This is a genomic window from Alkalihalobacillus sp. FSL W8-0930, assembly GCA_037965595.1.
Lineage (GTDB): Bacteria > Bacillota > Bacilli > Bacillales > Bacillaceae_D > Alkalicoccobacillus.
The window spans coordinates 1,165,163-1,182,581 of the sequence record CP150183.1 but is presented as its reverse complement, the minus strand read 5'-3'; the positions used below and the strand labels follow the sequence as shown (position 1 = coordinate 1,182,581).

Below are 17,419 nucleotides of genomic sequence, written 5' to 3'. Positions count from 1 at the left end.
GTGTGTGGCTCGCTTAATGCGGGCCTCTACTTATTAGGAGGAGATGGTCATTTGAAACAGCTCATCTTAGCCATCATTCGGTTTTATCGGCGGTTTATCTCTCGTTACACGCCTCCAACATGCAGATTCTATCCAACTTGCTCGCAATACGGAGCAACGGTTGTTACAAGATTTGGTGCAGCCAAAGGATCCTGGCTTCTACTGAAACGTTTAGCTAAATGTCATCCCTTTCATCCAGGTGGAATTGACATGCCTCCGGGCGAGGAAGAGGAATCTACTTCTCCCCATTGCCAGCATCACCATTAAAAAAGCCGGAATCACACGTGGATTCCGGCTTTTGCTTATTTATTTCCCATAAATGAAAACTCAGGTAACGGCCAAAAACGCAAATCAACTTTTCCTACAATTTGGTCTTCACTTACTGGCCCAATACGGCGACTATCAAGACTGCTTGGGCGGTTGTCTCCCATTACAAAAACATGTCCCTCAGGTACAACAATCTCGTCAAAGTCTTCCGTATACTTTCCAGGTCCTGGTTTGACTTCATCTAAATAAGGCTCCGCTACTTCTTCGCCATTAATATAAAGAATGTCATTGTCCACCTGAATCGTATCACCTGGCAAGCCAATCACACGCTTAATGTAATCTTCCTCTTCTGTCGCGTGAAAGACAATTAAATCATCATGCTTTGGTTCACCAAATTTATAATTTAGCTTATTCACAATAAACAGCTCTCCTTCATGAGCTGTTGGAAGCATGGACTCACCTCTTACTTCATAACTCGTGAATAAGAAGGCTCGTATGATCACTGCTAGTAGAATTGCAATAATGATTGCCTTTACCCAACCAAAGATCTCACTTTTCGTTGTACTCACACTGTTCCTCCGCCATTCTTTTCTTTTCAATTTACCACTTTTAAACAAAGACGACAACCTTGCCGCGTTGCTTTACTCATGATTATCTATACGGTAAAGTGTGATCAGCCTTCTTAATTCAGGCTTCACTCGTGCATTTGTAAAATTAACGTTTTTTATCGTACTTTCTGCACCAAAAAGAACCGATGAGCCAGGCTTCATCGGTTCCAAGCGTTTAACGATTCAACAAGCTACCTACATAACGTAGAAGTTCGTTGGCCGAGGTTGAATTGTATCCATGCTCATCAATTAAACGGGCGATGACCTCGTTTACTTTCTTAAGCTGGGATTCATCCGGCGTTTTTACAGATGTTGTGATTTTAACAATATCTTTTAGGTCGGCAAATAGCTTTTTCTGGATCGCTTCACGCAGGCGTTCGTGCGAGTTGTAATCAAACTTTTTGCCTTTTCTTGCGTATGCCGAGATGCGAATTAAGATCTCTTCCCTGAATGCTTTTTTTGCATTTTCCGAGATTCCGATCTGTTCTTCAATCGAACGCATAAGCTTCTCATCTGGTGTCATTTCTTCACCAGTCAATGGATCGCGTAGCTTATTCTTGTTGCAATATGCTTCCACATTATCTAAATAATTATCCATAAGCGTTTTGGCAGACTCATCATATGAATACACAAATGCTTTTTGTACTTCTTTTTTCGCAATCGTGTCGTATTCTTTACGAGCAGTTGAGATAAAGTCCATATAGCGCTCTCGTTCTTCCTTCGAGATCGATGCATGCGCATCCAAGCCTTCTTTAATAGAACGCAGGACATCTAATGCATTAATAGACGTTAACTGCTTACGAATAATGGCCGAAGAAATACGGTTAATGACATAACGTGGATCAATCCCGCTCATTCCCTCATCCGTGTGCTCGTTTTTCAGTTCAGCCAAATCCTGTGAGTTAAAGCCCTCTACACTTTCTCCATCATACAAGCGAAGCTTCTTAATTAAGTCGACACCAGACTTTGTAGTATCCTTTAATCTCGTAAGGATCGTAAAGATTGCTGCAACTTTAAGAGCATGAGGTGCGATATGGACATGGGAGAGATCACTGTCATCGATCATCTTTTTATAAATGCGCTCTTCTTCACTCACCTTTAAATTATACGGTATCTTCATTACGATAATTCGTGAGTGGAGCGCCTCATTTTTCTTATTGGATATAAAGGTTTTGTACTCGGATTCGTTGGTATGGGCCACGATCAGCTCATCCGCCGAAATCAGGGCGAATCGTCCTGCTTTGAAGTTTCCTTCCTGCGTTAGAGACAGAAGGTGCCACAAGAATTTCTCATCACACTTCAGCATCTCCTGGAACTCCATCATCCCTCGGTTTGCTTTGTTTAGTTCTCCATCAAATCGATAGGCACGAGGATCCGATTCAGAGCCGTATTCAGCAATCGTTGAAAAGTCGATGCTTCCAGTCAAATCAGCGATATCCTGTGACTTCGGATCAGATGGACTAAATGTCCCAATTCCAGTACGTTTATCCTCTGAGAAGAAAATACGCTCAATGAGTACATCTTCAATTCTACCTCCATACTCCTCTTGAAGGCGCATCATATTCAATGGAGATAAGTGACCTTCAACCTTTACACCGTACTCTTCTTGAAATTCGGCTCGAAGGTGTTGAGGAATCAAATGGAGTGGATCTTCATGCATTGGGCAGCCCTTAATAGCGTACACGGCACCACGATCTGTGCGAGAGTATTGCTCAAGTCCTCGTTTTAGCATCGTAACAAGAGTTGATTTCCCTCCACTTACTGGTCCCATAAGTAACAAAATTCGCTTACGAACGTCCAATCGTTTGGCTGCCGAGTGGAAGTATTCCTCTACTAACTGTTCAATTGACTCTTCTAATCCATAGATCTGCTCTTTAAAAAAGGAAAATGTCTTTTTGCCGTCTTTCTCCTCCACCCCAGCATCTTCAATCATATTAAACACTCTGGAATGAGCGGTCTGCGTCACATAAGGTTTTTCTTTAATCAGTTCTAAATAATCTTCAAATGTTCCTTCCCACTTCAACCGTTCTTCTTCTTCACGAAAGCGCTCAATCTTCTTTAATATACTCATAATACCCCTCCATCCTCGTGAATCCGAGATTAATGTATTCTATGCATTAGCCCAGTTGAACATGCCCCTTTTTCATAATCCAACATATGAAATGAACCCATATAAAGTCGCAGTTAATTCGCCTAGTGAACTGTAAATTCCATCAAATCAATGGTATACTTTAGCAAAAGTAGACTTAAAGAAAGTGAGATTAGTATGAGACAAAGTACAGGCTGGATTATCATCGTCGTACTGTGTGCTTCATTTGTCCTGCTGTTAACACGTGTTGGCGCAGAAGTAAATGAAGTAGAAACATTATCAGAGGCGTTTGATACGAATATCGAATTAGGTGAGTTGTTTCTTTCATCTAATAGCTACATCCTTGATTCAGAGGGTCGCTTAGTGTCTGAGATCTATAAGGATACCAACCGCGTTTATAAACCATTTGACCAAATTAATCCGTTATTTATTGATTCATTTGTATCAACCGAGGATCGTCGTTTTTATGAACACGAAGGGTATGATACGGCTGGGATCGCTCGTGCATTTGTAGCGAACACATCTAGTAGCGAAACAGAGCAAGGTGGAAGTACGATTACACAGCAGCTGGTTCGTAACATTTACTTAAGTCATGAACAAACGTATCAACGGAAATTAAGCGAGATCTTGTACTCGCGCGAGCTTGAAAAACGTTATACGAAAGATGATATTCTTGAACTCTACTTAAATTCCATTTTTTTTGGTCATCAGGCCTATGGCATTGAAGCAGCAAGCCAATATTATTTTAGTAAAAGCAGCAATGACCTCTCCCTTGCACAGGTTGCTTTTATCACAGCCATTCCTAACAACCCAAGCTTCTACGATCCAGTTAATCATCAGGATCGGACAGAAGAGCGAAAACAATGGGTATTAAAAAAGATGCTCGAAGAAGAAACGATTACAGAAGAAGAATACATTGAAGCGACAGAAGAGACGATCGAGCTTGCCATCCAAACCCGGACTGACATGTTCCCGGACTATGTGACGTATGTTCGAGATGAATTTAGAGATCTTGTAGCCGAGAAAGAGGGCTTTGCTGATCAACTGAAGAACGCCACAACTCCTGAACAAAAGGAAGATATTAATCAAGAGCTGGATGCTCGCATTCAACGACTTTACGAAGAAGGTATAGCCATTCATACGGCCCTAAAGCCGTTAATGCAAAAGAAAGCTGTTCAATCTGTAGTTAGCCGAATTCCTAATGAAGACATTCAAGGCTCGCTTGCAGTCATTGACAATGAGTCTAACAAGCTTATTGCCATAACAGGTGGAAAAGGCTATGAGAAATTCAACTTTAACCGTGGCTACCAAGATTTTAGACAGCCAGGATCATCAATTAAGCCGTTGCTCTCCTTCGCCCCTTATATTGATACAACTGGTGTTGGACCATCTGCTAAAATTGATTCAAAGAATAAGTGTTACCCTGATGGGACGAGTGAAGGATATTGCCCTAAAAATTATAACGATAAAGAAGTTGGGTCTGTCACATTAAATCAAGCACTGGCAAGCTCGTATAATACGACCGCAGTCGCATTACTGAATAGTGTTGGACTTGAAAAAGCTTACTCGTATTTAGATGCATTTCAGTTTGAAAAAGTTGAAGAATCAGATAGGAATTACTTACCTACAGCTCTAGGAGGGTTTAGTAAGGGTGTCTCCCCTCTAGAGTTAACCCGCGCCTACTCGACTTTTGCACATAACGGAGCGTACTCTCCGGCACATGGTATCACCGAAGTCGTAGATGGTGGTGGAAACGTGTTATACAGCTGGGACGAGTCAGAAACTCAAGTATGGAGTCAAGCTACAAATGATAAGATGAGACAGATGCTTGCGAATGTAGTAAAAAGCGGAACAGGACGTACCATCAATGTGGATGCCCCGTATGTCGGAGGAAAAACAGGGACTTCAAACAGCTACCATGAAATTTGGTTTGTAGGACTTACAGATCAATACACAGCTGGTATCTTAATTGGCCGCGATCAGGGTCAAGCAGGACCAAAAAGTATTGAAAGCTTTGCACAGTCGAATCCTCATCAACGAATCTTTAATGATATTATGAATTAAAAAATGGCGAGCGCTCCAATCAATTGGAACGCTCGCCACTTGCTTTCATGCTTTTACTTTTTGTGAGGGTTACCATCGTAGCCCGCTGTGAAGATCGCCACTAAAAAAACGGCACATACACCTAAAATTAATGCTGTTCCCATGTTTTTCTGCCTCCTTAACGGAAAACCCATTGCTTACAATTTATTATACTGAATTCCGCGCGGATTGAAAAGGCTTACTCTATGAATCTCTTCCTTCCTCATCAGCCAAAGGAAAGATTAACTTGCCTAATACTACCAATCTCTGTACAATCTAAACTAGATAAGATTCGATTTACAGCGTATAGAACAGGAGTTTTTTACTAATGTCAAACCGATATTTAACAGGGCACTTTGCACTAATCTCTATCATTTTGTTTAGTTTATCTTTGTCTTTTTATGCACAATCCTTTGTTTTAGATCAATTAGAGGACTTAGGTGTGTATGAAGGAATGCTTGAGTTTTTTACTGAAGGTGGAATTAAACTCGCTATTTTATTTGTCTTTTTACTGATTTTCTTTATGGTTTTTTCTGCTCTTAAACTTATTTCTGATACTACCGTTCAGCTTTCTATGCTGTTTTTCTCGAAGGACGAAGATGGATCTGAATTAAATAAAGTCCGGGCCGGATCATGGATTTTTCTTGTGGCCAGTTTACTATCCCTTTTACTGATGCAGGAGATCTTCTTTATAGCTGTTCTCTTTATTGCAGCATGCCTCGTTTACTTTATGTTCTTTATCTACAAAATTTATGATTCTCTTAGCGTATTAAGCTTAATCGGGTTTATCTTTTTCCACGTTGTATTCTGGGGGGCCTTTATTTTACTAGTAGGCTATACAAGCTTACGCCTATACAATAGTTTTATTCAAAGTATACCGTTCTAGGCGGTAGAAGCACTTGTTTTAATTCGTATACAAGTACATATCTTCAGAAAGATGGGTGAATCCGTACTAAACGGTCATTCATCTTTTTTACGTTTAGAGACAGATCCAAATAAAGGAATACATTAAATAAAAAAAGCCATACTATCTGTATCTCCTACAGAAATGAGGCATTCCATGTATTATTACAAAGAAGAGCTTATTAACATTATCAAGCCCGCTGAACCTGATCCGGCCGCTGCCAAGGTACTACAAGAGATTTTAGGTGGTCATTATGGTGAGATGCGAACCATGATGCAATATTTCTTTCAAAGCTCTAATTTCAGAGGAAAAGAAAAGCAGTTTCGAGATGTGTTACGAGGCGTATTCCTTGAGGAAATTGCTCATGTAGAGCTAGTTCAAAATACAATAAATGCACTATTAGACGAATCTGGCGCTCCTGGTGCAGGCGCACAAGCGAGTGACCAGGCACCACTTGATGATGCAATTAAACAAGAGGCAAATCCACATCATTATATCATTGGTGCTCAAGCTTCCCTACCGGTTGATGCTGCGGGTAATCCTTGGAACGGTTCTTGGGTCTACAGTCATGGCAATCTTGTTGCAGATCTTTTAGATAATGTAGTGTTAGAATCAACAGGTGTGCTACAAAAAACAAGAATTTATGAAATGAGTAGTAATCCAACGTTCCGTGAAACATTGGCCTTTCTAATCGTGCGTGACAATGCCCACCAAAATGTTTTTGCAAAAGCTCTCGAGACGTTAGGTGTTGATTGGGGCAAACTGTTTCCAGTCCCTAATTATGATATCAACAAATATCCAGAATGCCGTAAGTTTGTGGACATGGGATATCATAATACCCAATTCAATTTTAGACTCGATCCAACTAAAATAGCTGAAGTCGTAAAAGGTCAAACACCTAGTCGTAATGGTGGTGATTTATCTATCACTCCACCTCCAGAAGGATTCCCTGTTCCTGAGCTTCGAACCATGCCAAACGAGCATAGTCCTGGTTTAAATGATCTAAATAATTTGTAAAAAGGCAGCGACGACTCATAGGAGTCCGCTGCCTTTTTACTTTACTGCATTTAAATCCCTTTAAACCCTTGCTGTCTAATCGCTTCATAGATAACAATGGCTGCTGTATTTGATAAGTTTAATGATCTCACTTTATCCGTTTGCGGAATCCGCAAGCATGTATCTTTGTACGTTTCAATAATATCATCTGGTAATCCTGTTGTTTCACGTCCAAATACAAAGAAGATTTCTTCATCCATATTTGAGTAGTCATAATCGCAATAGTTTTTTGTGCCAACTGTTTCAATTAAGTACATAGATGCTTCTGGGAAGCGATCAGTTAGTTCTTGAAATGAGTCATAATAATGAATCTTTACATTTGGCCAGTAGTCACAGCCTGCTCGTTTTAACATACGATCATCGGTTGAAAAGCCTAACGGACGAATTAAATGCAGGGATGTATTCGTACCAGCACATGTTCTAGCAATATTCCCTGTATTCGCAGGAATTTCCGGTTGATATAAAACAATATTTAAGCCCAATTGGTACACCTCGTTCTGATAAGTTCAGATTGTAGTATACCACGAATCATCGGTTTTCCTAAATAACGACAATCTTAAAAAACTTATATTTAATCTCCGGTGTCCAAGCCGTTGAGTCCTCATAGCTCCAGTAGCGCATCCGACTATTAACCGTTTGCGCATTTACCAGCGGTTCGTTGTTTTCGTCTTTAGCGACAACAATCGTTGTGTGCTGCCACCTGCCGTCTCCCGTGAAGTCATAACAAATCACATCACCGGGCTCAAGCTCTGAAGCGGTCTGCTTCTCTTCCCCTTTTAGACCTTTTGTAGATCCACTTAAATACCAACGTAAAGAATGAGCGACCGTCCAGCTTAAACTCCAGCTCGCCCCGTCCGTCCACCAGCCCTTACTCTTCTGGCCTGTTCGGTTCATAGGAGCTCCTCCTTCATAAAGGCACTGTGAAATGAAGTTTGTACAATTATCTGTGAACCGGTTGTATTCAGGGTTATAATCATTCCACCAACGCTCGGCATAACGAACGGCTCCGCGGCGGTTATATCGACTCTTTTGTCTGGACTCATCCATCTCCTCTACGACGTTCGGTAGGAGTGGACTTGTTGGATCAAGCTCATGTTCATCAAGCATCATCTCTTCGTCTGATTCCACGTCGTTTGCGCGTAATTGAGTTCTTCTTCGCTCCTGCCTTTCCTCTACGTAGAGCTGATCCTTCTGCTTTATTAACCATTCGTACTGTACAACATAATCAACGACGGTCAAATCAGCTATTTGTTGTACCTTTACAATATCTCCCGCTGCCCTTGAATGAACTAGGTTGACTTGACGCCGGTTGAGAGCGTGTTTACCTCTCATTAGGTCTTTGGGCTGGTGTTGGCCAAGATCAACAAATGATTGATTTCGATTTTTTGCCAGCTGATGAATGACGTTAACAATAGATTGGTCCATTCGCACCCTCCTCCTATGTCTTATACAGGCTATTCGAGAAAGGCTTGACTCATTCAGTAGAGATCCTATATATTTATACATACAATATTATAAATATACAAAGAGGTGCGTTTGATGACTTTTTCTTTTCAATTAGCAACCACCGAGAATACAGAAGCAATGTGCCAGCTCATGCATGAAGCGTTCTCTATTTATACCGACCCACCGTCAAGCGCTTTGCTTGAAACAGAAGATACCTTAATACAGGCACTGCAGTCAGGGGAACAAGCGGCTTTGCTGTTTGATCAGGATCACCAGATACTTGCCATGTGCCGTTTTATTGAAAGTGAAGGCAACCTATACTTTTTTCGATTTGCGGTGAAATCAGATAGGCAGGGCTCAGGTCTTGGCAGTGTGTTCCTTCAGAGGCTTGAAGCTTACGCAACTGAGAGAGGCTTCACGCATACAACGTGTAAGGTTAGAAAGAATCTCCATCAAAACATTTCTTTTTATCAAAAAAACGGGTATCAGATTGATCAACAGTTTGTCCCTGAACAGCAACATTCCACGCCAGTCTTTCTTCTAGAAAAAAAGCTTGTAAAAGTAGACAAAAAAAAGACGAGCATTGCCTCTTTTGTCTGAGGTGATGCTGTCTAATCTACTTAAAGAGCTAAAACTTCTTCTCTTGAGCCTTCATGAATTAATAACATTTCCTTTTTATCAAGTCCTCCACCATAACCGACCATTGAACCGTTACTACCGATCACACGATGACACGGTACAATAATAGGAACTGGATTGCGGTTATTTGCGCCTCCTATTGCCCGTACGGCTTTAGGTGCTCCAATGGCTTCAGCAATCTCCTTATAGGACTTAGTTTGACCAAATTCAATAACACTTAATTCTTTCCACACACGCTTTTGGAATTGTGTGCCACATAAGTCAAGAGGCAGATCGAATGTTTGACGTTTACCGGAAAAATACTCGGACAATTGTTCAATCGCGGATGCTAGTGTATCTGAACACTGCTGCCATTCTCCGCTCATTCCGAGTTTCAAGAGCTTTGCTCTTAGTGTTGAGTGGATACTTTCAATGGTTCCAAAGTGGAGATGACATACTCCTTGCTCCGATGCAACAATGGTTAATGGGCCAATGGGACTTGTCATTTCATCTACAAAACAAGCTGAGCGTTGGTTCATTTCCGATTCCTCCTCTCACTTTCCTTAGGTCCCTATTATTCTAACCCAGGTTCACTAGACAAGCTAGTTCCTTGTTACGTTTGTTTCCAACAAATCCAGACCTTTCTTGATCTCGTTCAACACATCTTCATCTTTTTCGATCATTTCTGCATGTTTGAGGGTCACTTCTTCTTCATCCGTCCGACCGATTTTGCCGATCGCCCATGCTGCTGTTCCTCTAATGACTGGACGAGGATCAGACGTAAGCAGTGTTTTTAAAACAGGTAATGCACTTTCTTCTTTAAAATGAGCCAGTGCAATGATGGCATTTCGTTGGATTGGTTTCTTTCCACGCCAAGAGCCAGAAATGTCGCCGAATCGCTCTTTAAATTCACGATTACTCATTGTTAGCAAAGGAATCAGCTGTGGTTTAGCAATATCCGGGTCCGGCTCCATCTCAGGATGGTTGTGCACATCGATCCCTTTATTCTTCGGACAAACCTGCTGGCACGTATCACAGCCATATATACGGTTCCCAAGCTTCTTGCGATATTGTTCAGGCAAAAACCCTTTTGTTTGCGTCAAAAAAGCAATACACTTATTCGAATCAAGCTGACCACCTTGAATTAAGGCACCAGTTGGACAGGCATCCACGCATTTATTACATGTGCCGCATTGATCTGTAATAGGTGTATCGGGTTCAAAAGGCAGCGTTGTAAGCAAATCGCCCAAGTACACATAACTGCCGAATTCTGGTGTGATAATGGCACAGTTTTTTGCACTCCAGCCAATGCCGGCTCTTTCGGCAACAGCCCTGTCTGATAGAGCGCCCGTATCAACCATTGAGAGTGTCTTTGCTTCAGGAACTTTTTCATTTAAAAAGTCCTCTAGCTTCTTTAAGCGATCTCGCAAAATGTGGTGATAATCTTTACCCCATGAAGCCCGACAGAAAACGCCTCTTCGATCACCTTTTGTACTTTTTGGTGGATCCTTCATACGCGAGGGGTAGGCAAGAGCAATAGAGATAATTGATCGTGCCTTGGGTAAGCTAAGATTTGGGTTCACTCGTTTTTCTATATCTGGTTCTTCAAAGCCTGATTGGTACCCAAGCTCCTGTTGAACTAATAGTCGATCCTTTAATGTTAAAAATGCATCCGCTGACGCGAACCCAATTTTATCGATCCCGATTGTTTTACTGTATGCGATCAGTTCTTCTTTTAACTGGGCGTACGTCATGCCCTGCTCACCTTTTCCTACACTTTTTTCACAGTGCATTTCAGTTAATATTTACCCTATAATCGTGCTATGCTTGACCTTAAAGGAGGGCTTGTCCCGTGCTAGAAGCTACAATTGATTCATCTATAACAACTACTTATCCAACCTTAACATTTGGACTCATATCGTACAAACCAATTGCCATAAGTACTTCCCCTCAAATGATACAAGGTCGTATCAGGTATTTTCAAGAGGTACTTTCTGTTTCTTTAGAAGATAAGGACCTAACGACCATAGAAGGCATTGCTGCTTGGCGTGAAATATTTAAAACATTTGGCATACCAGCTTCGCGTTATCGTCCTTCACATGAAGCTCTTTATCGTCGTGTGAAAAAAGGAGAATTCCTTGAAGCACCTCATTCCGCCATCGACCTCAATAACTTTTTTTCATTAGAATATCAAATTCCAGTTGGCATCTACGATACGACTAAGCTGTCTGGACCGATAAGCTTTCGTATAGGGAAAGCAGGAGAAACCTATGAAGGATTAAATGGTCGAGTGTTCCAAGCTGAAGGAAAGTTGATTAGTGCCGACCAGCACGGTCCTTTTGGAAGTCCCATTGTCGATTCTGTTCGCTCTTCTGTTCAAACAACCACTACTGAGGCTATCCAAATTTTCTACTTAAATCCTGCTCTATCCTCGGATGAAGCGGGTCAGCTTTTAAGCCGCGCCGCTCAGATGTTTACTCAGGTTCACGGAGGAGAAGCTGAGTGGACTCTTGTTCAAAGCGGTAAGCAAAACGTTTAAAAAAGTGGTTTTGGGGAAAATATTATAGAGAAATCATAATAGGAGGCCATAACCATGTCACAAGAAAAAATCGGACACATTCTAAACAATCAGGTATCGAATTGGAGCGTTCTTTTCACCAAACTTCACAACTATCACTGGTATGTAAAAGGACCTCAATTCTTTACTCTCCATGAAAAATTTGAGGAATTATATAATGAAGCATCTGGCTATATTGATGAATTAGCTGAGCGTTTACTTGCTTTAAAGGGTAAACCACTTGCAACAATGAAAGAGCATCTAGAAACAGCAACCGTGAAGGAAGCTGAAAATAATTTGTCTGCAGAATCAATGGTAGAGGATATCGTCCATGACTTTACGATCTTAATTGATGAGCTGAAGGAAGGCATGGAAGCGGCTGAGAACCTTGGTGACCAAACAACAGCTGATATGCTGCTTGCGATTCACCAATCACTTGAAAAGCACAACTGGATGCTTCGTTCATTCCTACGTTAATAACGATACAAAAGCTGACCCACCTATGCGGGTCAGCTTTTTTTAGATCACTAATTTAGATTGAACATAATGATAAAGCAACGTACCTGTGTGATCTAGGGAATCACGATGCGTACGCTCATACGCATGCGAGGAATCAATACCTGGTCCCACAAGTCCATGTACGATATCATGACCAGAACGAATAGCCGCTGATGCATCTGAACCGTAGTACGGATAAATGTCCAGCTTATAGTCAACTCCGTGCGTTTCAGCCAAGCTAACGAGATGCTTACGAAGCAAGTAATGGTACGGTCCACTTGCATCCTTTACACAGATCGAAGCAGAGTACTCATCGGTTGATTGGCCATCTCCCATTGCTCCCATATCCACCGCAAGATATTCAACTGTTTCCGGCGAAATGCTCGCATTCCCTCCGTAGCCGATCTCCTCATTGTTCGAGATTAAGAAATGAGTTGTGTAAGGAAGAGTAAGACCTTCCTCTTTCACTCGTTTCATTAACTGAAGCAACAATGCAACACTTGCTTTGTCATCAAGATGTCTTGATTTCACATAGCCACTTTCTGTTTCCTCAACTCGAGGATCAAATGAAATAAAGTCTCCCACTTCAATACCCAGTTTCCGAACATCATCAGTAGAGTGAACGCGCTCATCTAAACGGATTTCCATATTCTTTTGATTACGTTCGGCTGTGCCAGCCTCCTTATACACGTGAACAGAAGTCTGGTGCATAAGAATGGTTCCAGTAAACTTTGCCCCTGATGAAGTCTCAATTTGACAGTATTCCCCTTCAATGGCGTTATAGCGAAAGCCACCGATCAAATCCATGCGTAGGCGCCCGCTAGGCTTAATCTCTTTTACAATTGCCCCTAATGTATCAACATGCGCTGTTAGCATTCGATGCTGGCTTGTATCCTCTCCAGGAATCGTAGCTAACAGTCCACCCTTACGATTGAGTTTGTTTTCAATCCCTAATTCATCTAGATATGATTTTACAAATTGAATGACTTCATATGTATTCCCTGTTGGGCTTGGAATCTGCACAAGCTCTTTTATTAACTCAACTGTTTCTGTTACGCGATCGTCTGTCATCTTCATACCCCCTGTGTCTACATACGTATACGATACCGCTTTAAAAAAGAAGTTTCAACTATGATAAAAAATAAGGCAAAGACATAATATTGATGTGGATAGCTAAAAAAGAACATAGCACAATAACCACTACAGGAGAATCCCTCCGCTCGTCTTACTAAAATCACAAATGGCGAATGATTCGATTGTACGAATCATTCGCCATTTTCGTATTGACATTTAATTATGTCCCAGGCTCACACTTTCTTACGATAATTTCACAGACACATATTTTGTTTCAAGGTATTCTTCAATTCCTTGATGGCCGCCTTCGCGTCCAAGTCCACTTTCTTTCCAGCCACCAAATGGGGCTTGAGCTGCGGATGGTCCGCCATCATTTACGCCTACAATTCCGTAGTCTAGCTTCTCAGCTAGCTTGATTGCACGTGTTAGATTCTGAGTAAACAAGTAAGCCGCAAGTCCGTATGGCGTCGCATTGGCACGTTCAACGGCTTCCTCTTCTGTTTTGAAAGTAGAAATTGGAGCAAGTGGTCCAAACGTTTCTTCCTTCATACAAACCATATTGTCTGTTACACCAGAAATCACTGTTGGCTCGATGAATTGTCCATCTTTGCGATTTCCGCCAACTACAACTTTTGCTCCTTTTTCAGTTGCATCTTTAATATGCTCCATTACCTTCTCGACCGCGTCTTCGTCGATTAAAGGACCGATATCTGTCTCTTCGTTTAATCCTTCACCTACAACAAGCTTAGAAACAGCTTCTGCAAATTTCTCCGTAAAGGCTTCTTCAATTTCTTCGGCTACAAAGATTCGATTGGCACATACGCATGTTTGTCCACCATTTCTAAATTTAGACGCAACAGCCTGGTCTGCAGCAAGGTCCAAGTCTGCATCACTTGTCACGATTAACGGTGCATGTCCACCCAGTTCAAGTGACAGCTTCTTCATCGTTTCAGATGCACCGCTCATCAGCTGCTTCCCAATCTCAGTGGAACCGGTAAATGTTAGCTTGCGAACGCGGCTATCTGACTGCCATGCTTCAGAAATTTCACTGGAGCTACCTGTCACAACATTAATGACACCCTTAGGAATACCTGCTTTCTCAGCTAATTCAACAAGCTTTAAAGCAGTAAGTGGCGTTTGACTTGATGGCTTTAGGACTGTTGTACACCCTACTGCAAGAGCCGGAGCTAACTTACGAGTGATCATTGCTGCCGGGAAGTTCCATGGCGTAATTGCTGCGACCACTCCAACTGGCTGCTTGATCACAAATAAGCGCTTGTCTGTTGCTGATGCAGGAATCGTTTCTCCATATACGCGTTTGCCTTCCTCGGCATACCATTTAATAAAGGAATTTGAGTACGCAATCTCTCCAGTCGCTTCTTTTAAAGGTTTTCCTTGCTCCTCAGTCATCGTACGAGCAAGCTCATCCTGGTGCTCCTCAATTAATGCATGCCATTTTTCTAAAAGCTCACTTCGTTCATAGGCTGTTTTGGCAGCCCATTCCGGAAACGCTCCATGCGCCGCATCAACGGCTGCCTTTGCTTCACGCTCTCCGCCCTTTGGCACCTGATCTACTACCTCGCCTGTAGCAGGGTTATAGACATCTGTCTTTTCAAGTTCTTCTCCGATCCATTCACCGTTTATATAAAAGTTCATTTGATGTTGCCTCCTTTGTTCTGCACTACCTCACTATTCCTGTTTCAGTGAGAAGTTAAACAAAGTTTAATAGATCATTTCGCCAAGTGGTCCATCGTCTTGAATGATGGACTGTAAGTCATAAATAGATATTGGAAAATAAGTGAATCCATACACATAGGCCTGTAACTCATATAAGTCAAAATACAGAACAAGTGATTTGTCTGCGAGATACCACTTTTGAGTCGGGGTCACTCCTGTAAATGGATTTAGGAGATCAAGATCTCTTGCTTTAATCTGCGCTTCAATGATGCGGTTTAACGTCGCCTCATAAGAAGAACCCGGCTTAAACAAGTCACTCAGGGTATAAATCTGTCCTGTTGTTGTATTCATTGTTAACGTTTCTTGCACGGTCATACCATGTGCCCCGCCGCTATAATAATACAACCGGTTCATCAAGCTTAAAATGTTGCGTTGATTGTTTTTGATTTCATATCCTCCTGTCAGTGTCGTATCTTGTGGAGGATCGTTATATCCTGAATCATGGATCATTTGATGCACTTGTTGATTAACGGCTTGGTTCAGCTCATGCTGCACAAGCGGTGATGGTAATCGAACAATTTCAGGATAATAGATATCCAGCCTACTAGATAGCATGTGACGCGTAACGATTTGGGCAGGGAGAACAGATGTATTCATGCATACACTTTTGTGTTTTTAAAAGTGTATGCGGGTAAGAGGTAAGGGCATTACTTTAAAATAGAATAGGATCAATTCGGTAAAAAGGACGAGTCGCTTCTAAAAACTCGAAGATAGCAATCCCTCCGCTACAGGAGAATCCCTCGCTTTCCGTGGGTACGGCCCATAGCCGTCAAGTTAAGAAAGGAAAAAGAAAGAGCTCATCCTTTCTCTTGTAGTGGATCTAGTATTTTCCATCAGGGTACGTATGGGTAGATTGGCTCTTTTTCTATTTTTTTTTGCACCGGATTCTACCGTTTTACTCCACACGCGCATGTGTTTCATAGGCGATCTGTAAGATGTCATAGGGACTTTGATGGCGGTGGCGATGGTCTTTTCGTCCATGTCGGTAAATGCTCTCGTAGATATTTTCTAGAACGTCTTCTAATGAAGAACGATGATAGAGAGCGTATCCTTTTGACTCTTCTATAGCCCTTTTGGCATGATGGATACACTTGTATTCACTGCCTTCGAGGTGGTGCTTTTGATGAAGATAGAACCGGCATTGAAACGCCACCATCGAGGAAAGCAGAATGTGTATAAGTTTCCCATACATGTGGCAGAGAAACCGATCTGGATTCATCGCGCGCACGTGATCAATGGCGAAAAGGGATTTCCACGTTTTGAAAAGAATCTCGACTTGCCAGCGTAAGGAATACATCGGATACAATGCTTGCACATCCATTTCTTCCTGTGTTAGGTTAGTGGCAAGGATTTGGGTATGATCCTTTTTGTCGGCGGATTGGGTATGACCCCCTTTCCGTCTTCTTTTTCGTAAACCGGCTTTCCTCTTGTTTTGTTGATCCTCTGTCAATCGTTGCACGATGACACGGGTTTGAAGGGTGTTCTTTCCTTTGACCCCTAATTGGATGACCCCATAATCTTTGATCGCTCCCGGTTCTAGCTGCTTCGCATCTTCTTCTGGTTTGATTTGGATTCGTTCCCCTTGATCATCTCTAGTCCAATAGGTCATATTGGCCGGCGTCCGCGTGATATAAGAAGCGCCTGCACGATCGATTTGTTTCAAATGGTCGCCAGAAAAGTAGCCGAGATCACGGATGATCAAATCACCTGGTTGAATCGTATCGGCTAATGCATAGGCGGCGTGATGGTCACTTTCTCTTGAACCGGAAAGTAAGGTATGCAAAAATTTCCCCTCATATAGCTCATACTCTAAATGAATTTTCGCTCCATCTGAAGAAGTACCATCTTTCTTTGGTCGTTCAAATGAAGTCGCATCTAAGATGCGGATCCGAGAAAACGGGGTCTCAGGAAGAGGTGGCATGGCCATCAACTCTTGTTTGGCCGCCAATTGAAAAAACACATGCTTCAAAAAAGCCGCTCCTTTTTCATCGAAGCGTTGATGTAAGGCTTGTTTGGAAAGGTGGGTATTGGATTCACGTGAAAGAGCCCCGCAAAGCTGTGTTAACTCTGTCGCACCGACGGGTTGAGGAAGAAAGGAACAAATACTTAGGAAATCCTCAGGTTTTAATTTCTTTAGACGCTGTACAAACCCAACATCTCGGGCAGATTGGCGAAGGTTCGGTACAGATAAAACGTCCAACACGGTTTTCGCAAACGTACTGAACTCCTCTTTTAAAGACACAAACGATCCCTCCCTAGGACTGGTTAAACCCCCATCCTAACGAAGAATCGTCTATAGTTAAACCGATTTTACTTAACTTGACGGCTATGGGGTACGGCCTCAGCCCCTTACGCGGAAAAGACGCCGCTACAGTGTCTTCACCGCGCACTTATCCACAGGAGTCTCGGGTTCTCCTTCCGCTTGTTTTATAACAAAAACAGGC

At 42.1% G+C, this 17,419-nt stretch carries 17 protein-coding genes; 7 read left to right on the top strand and 10 right to left on the bottom strand.

What is annotated here, in order from left to right; all coding sequences use genetic code 11:
* The first annotated feature begins 51 nt into the window (after positions 1-51).
* Positions 52-306: a membrane protein insertion efficiency factor YidD gene (yidD, locus tag NSQ54_06275; protein ID WYP27692.1), complete on the top strand. Its 255-nt coding sequence runs from the start codon at positions 52-54 to the stop codon at positions 304-306.
* A 35-nt stretch (positions 307-341) separates the two neighbouring features.
* Here yidD and lepB read toward each other — a convergent pair whose 3' ends face one another.
* Together lepB and NSQ54_06265 are read right to left on the bottom strand one after the other, a co-directional pair.
* Positions 342-875 carry a signal peptidase I gene (gene lepB / locus NSQ54_06270; protein ID WYP27691.1) on the bottom strand — a complete coding sequence of 178 codons (534 nt, stop codon included), beginning with the start codon at positions 873-875 and terminating at the stop codon, positions 342-344.
* 214 nt (positions 876-1,089) lie between these two features.
* The gene (locus tag NSQ54_06265) at positions 1,090-2,985 is read right to left on the bottom strand and encodes a PrkA family serine protein kinase (GenBank protein WYP27690.1); all 1,896 of its coding nucleotides are present in this window, start codon (positions 2,983-2,985) and stop codon (positions 1,090-1,092) included.
* A gap of 195 nt (positions 2,986-3,180) precedes the next feature.
* Here NSQ54_06265 and NSQ54_06260 point away from each other — a divergent pair, with 195 nt between their 5' ends.
* The 3 genes from NSQ54_06260 (at position 3,181) to NSQ54_06250 (ending at position 7,006) form a co-directional block, all read left to right on the top strand.
* Positions 3,181-5,067, top strand: coding sequence for a transglycosylase domain-containing protein (locus tag NSQ54_06260; protein WYP27689.1), 1,887 nt, complete (start codon positions 3,181-3,183; stop codon positions 5,065-5,067).
* Positions 5,068-5,413: 346 nt separating this feature from the next.
* Positions 5,414-5,971, top strand: a complete 558-nt coding sequence (locus tag NSQ54_06255; GenBank protein WYP27688.1) for a DUF5366 family protein — start codon at positions 5,414-5,416, stop codon at positions 5,969-5,971.
* A gap of 174 nt (positions 5,972-6,145) precedes the next feature.
* Positions 6,146-7,006 (top strand): manganese catalase family protein, encoded by an 861-nt coding sequence (locus tag NSQ54_06250; protein WYP27687.1) that lies wholly within the window; start codon positions 6,146-6,148, stop codon positions 7,004-7,006.
* Positions 7,007-7,056: 50 nt separating this feature from the next.
* Here NSQ54_06250 and trmL read toward each other — a convergent pair whose 3' ends face one another.
* Positions 7,057-7,527, bottom strand: coding sequence for a tRNA (uridine(34)/cytosine(34)/5-carboxymethylaminomethyluridine(34)-2'-O)-methyltransferase TrmL (gene trmL / locus NSQ54_06245; GenBank protein ID WYP27686.1), 471 nt, complete (start codon positions 7,525-7,527; stop codon positions 7,057-7,059).
* Positions 7,528-7,585: 58 nt separating this feature from the next.
* Positions 7,586-8,470: an amidase domain-containing protein gene (locus NSQ54_06240; GenBank protein ID WYP27685.1), complete on the bottom strand. Its 885-nt coding sequence runs from the start codon at positions 8,468-8,470 to the stop codon at positions 7,586-7,588.
* 114 nt (positions 8,471-8,584) lie between these two features.
* Between NSQ54_06240 and NSQ54_06235 the strand changes: the two genes are divergently transcribed.
* Positions 8,585-9,091 carry a GNAT family N-acetyltransferase gene (locus NSQ54_06235; GenBank protein ID WYP27684.1) on the top strand — a complete coding sequence of 169 codons (507 nt, stop codon included), beginning with the start codon at positions 8,585-8,587 and terminating at the stop codon, positions 9,089-9,091.
* Between the two features lie 20 nt (positions 9,092-9,111).
* Here NSQ54_06235 and NSQ54_06230 read toward each other — a convergent pair whose 3' ends face one another.
* On the bottom strand, positions 9,112-9,648 hold the full coding sequence (locus tag NSQ54_06230; GenBank protein ID WYP27683.1) for a methylated-DNA--[protein]-cysteine S-methyltransferase: 537 nt from the start codon (positions 9,646-9,648) through the stop codon (positions 9,112-9,114).
* Positions 9,649-9,711: 63 nt separating this feature from the next.
* Complete coding sequence (gene queG / locus NSQ54_06225; GenBank protein ID WYP27682.1) at positions 9,712-10,863, bottom strand: tRNA epoxyqueuosine(34) reductase QueG; 1,152 nt, start codon at positions 10,861-10,863, stop codon at positions 9,712-9,714.
* Between the two features lie 98 nt (positions 10,864-10,961).
* Here queG and NSQ54_06220 point away from each other — a divergent pair, with 98 nt between their 5' ends.
* Both NSQ54_06220 and NSQ54_06215 read left to right on the top strand, forming a co-directional pair.
* A complete protein-coding gene (locus tag NSQ54_06220; GenBank protein ID WYP27681.1) occupies positions 10,962-11,648 on the top strand; it encodes a phenylalanine--tRNA ligase beta subunit-related protein in 687 nt (228 codons plus the stop codon).
* A gap of 54 nt (positions 11,649-11,702) precedes the next feature.
* Positions 11,703-12,143 carry a Dps family protein gene (locus NSQ54_06215; protein ID WYP27680.1) on the top strand — a complete coding sequence of 147 codons (441 nt, stop codon included), beginning with the start codon at positions 11,703-11,705 and terminating at the stop codon, positions 12,141-12,143.
* Positions 12,144-12,185: 42 nt separating this feature from the next.
* Here NSQ54_06215 and NSQ54_06210 read toward each other — a convergent pair whose 3' ends face one another.
* The 4 genes from NSQ54_06210 to NSQ54_06195 form a co-directional block, all read right to left on the bottom strand.
* The gene (locus NSQ54_06210) at positions 12,186-13,235 is read right to left on the bottom strand and encodes a M42 family metallopeptidase (protein ID WYP27679.1); all 1,050 of its coding nucleotides are present in this window, start codon (positions 13,233-13,235) and stop codon (positions 12,186-12,188) included.
* A gap of 246 nt (positions 13,236-13,481) precedes the next feature.
* Positions 13,482-14,894 (bottom strand): NAD-dependent succinate-semialdehyde dehydrogenase, encoded by a 1,413-nt coding sequence (locus NSQ54_06205; GenBank protein WYP27678.1) that lies wholly within the window; start codon positions 14,892-14,894, stop codon positions 13,482-13,484.
* A gap of 66 nt (positions 14,895-14,960) precedes the next feature.
* Positions 14,961-15,572, bottom strand: a complete 612-nt coding sequence (locus NSQ54_06200; protein WYP27677.1) for a DUF3298 and DUF4163 domain-containing protein — start codon at positions 15,570-15,572, stop codon at positions 14,961-14,963.
* Between the two features lie 298 nt (positions 15,573-15,870).
* Entirely contained in the window at positions 15,871-17,217 is a 1,347-nt protein-coding gene (locus tag NSQ54_06195) for an IS4 family transposase (protein WYP27676.1), read from the bottom strand.
* Between the last annotated feature and the right edge of the window lie 202 nt (positions 17,218-17,419).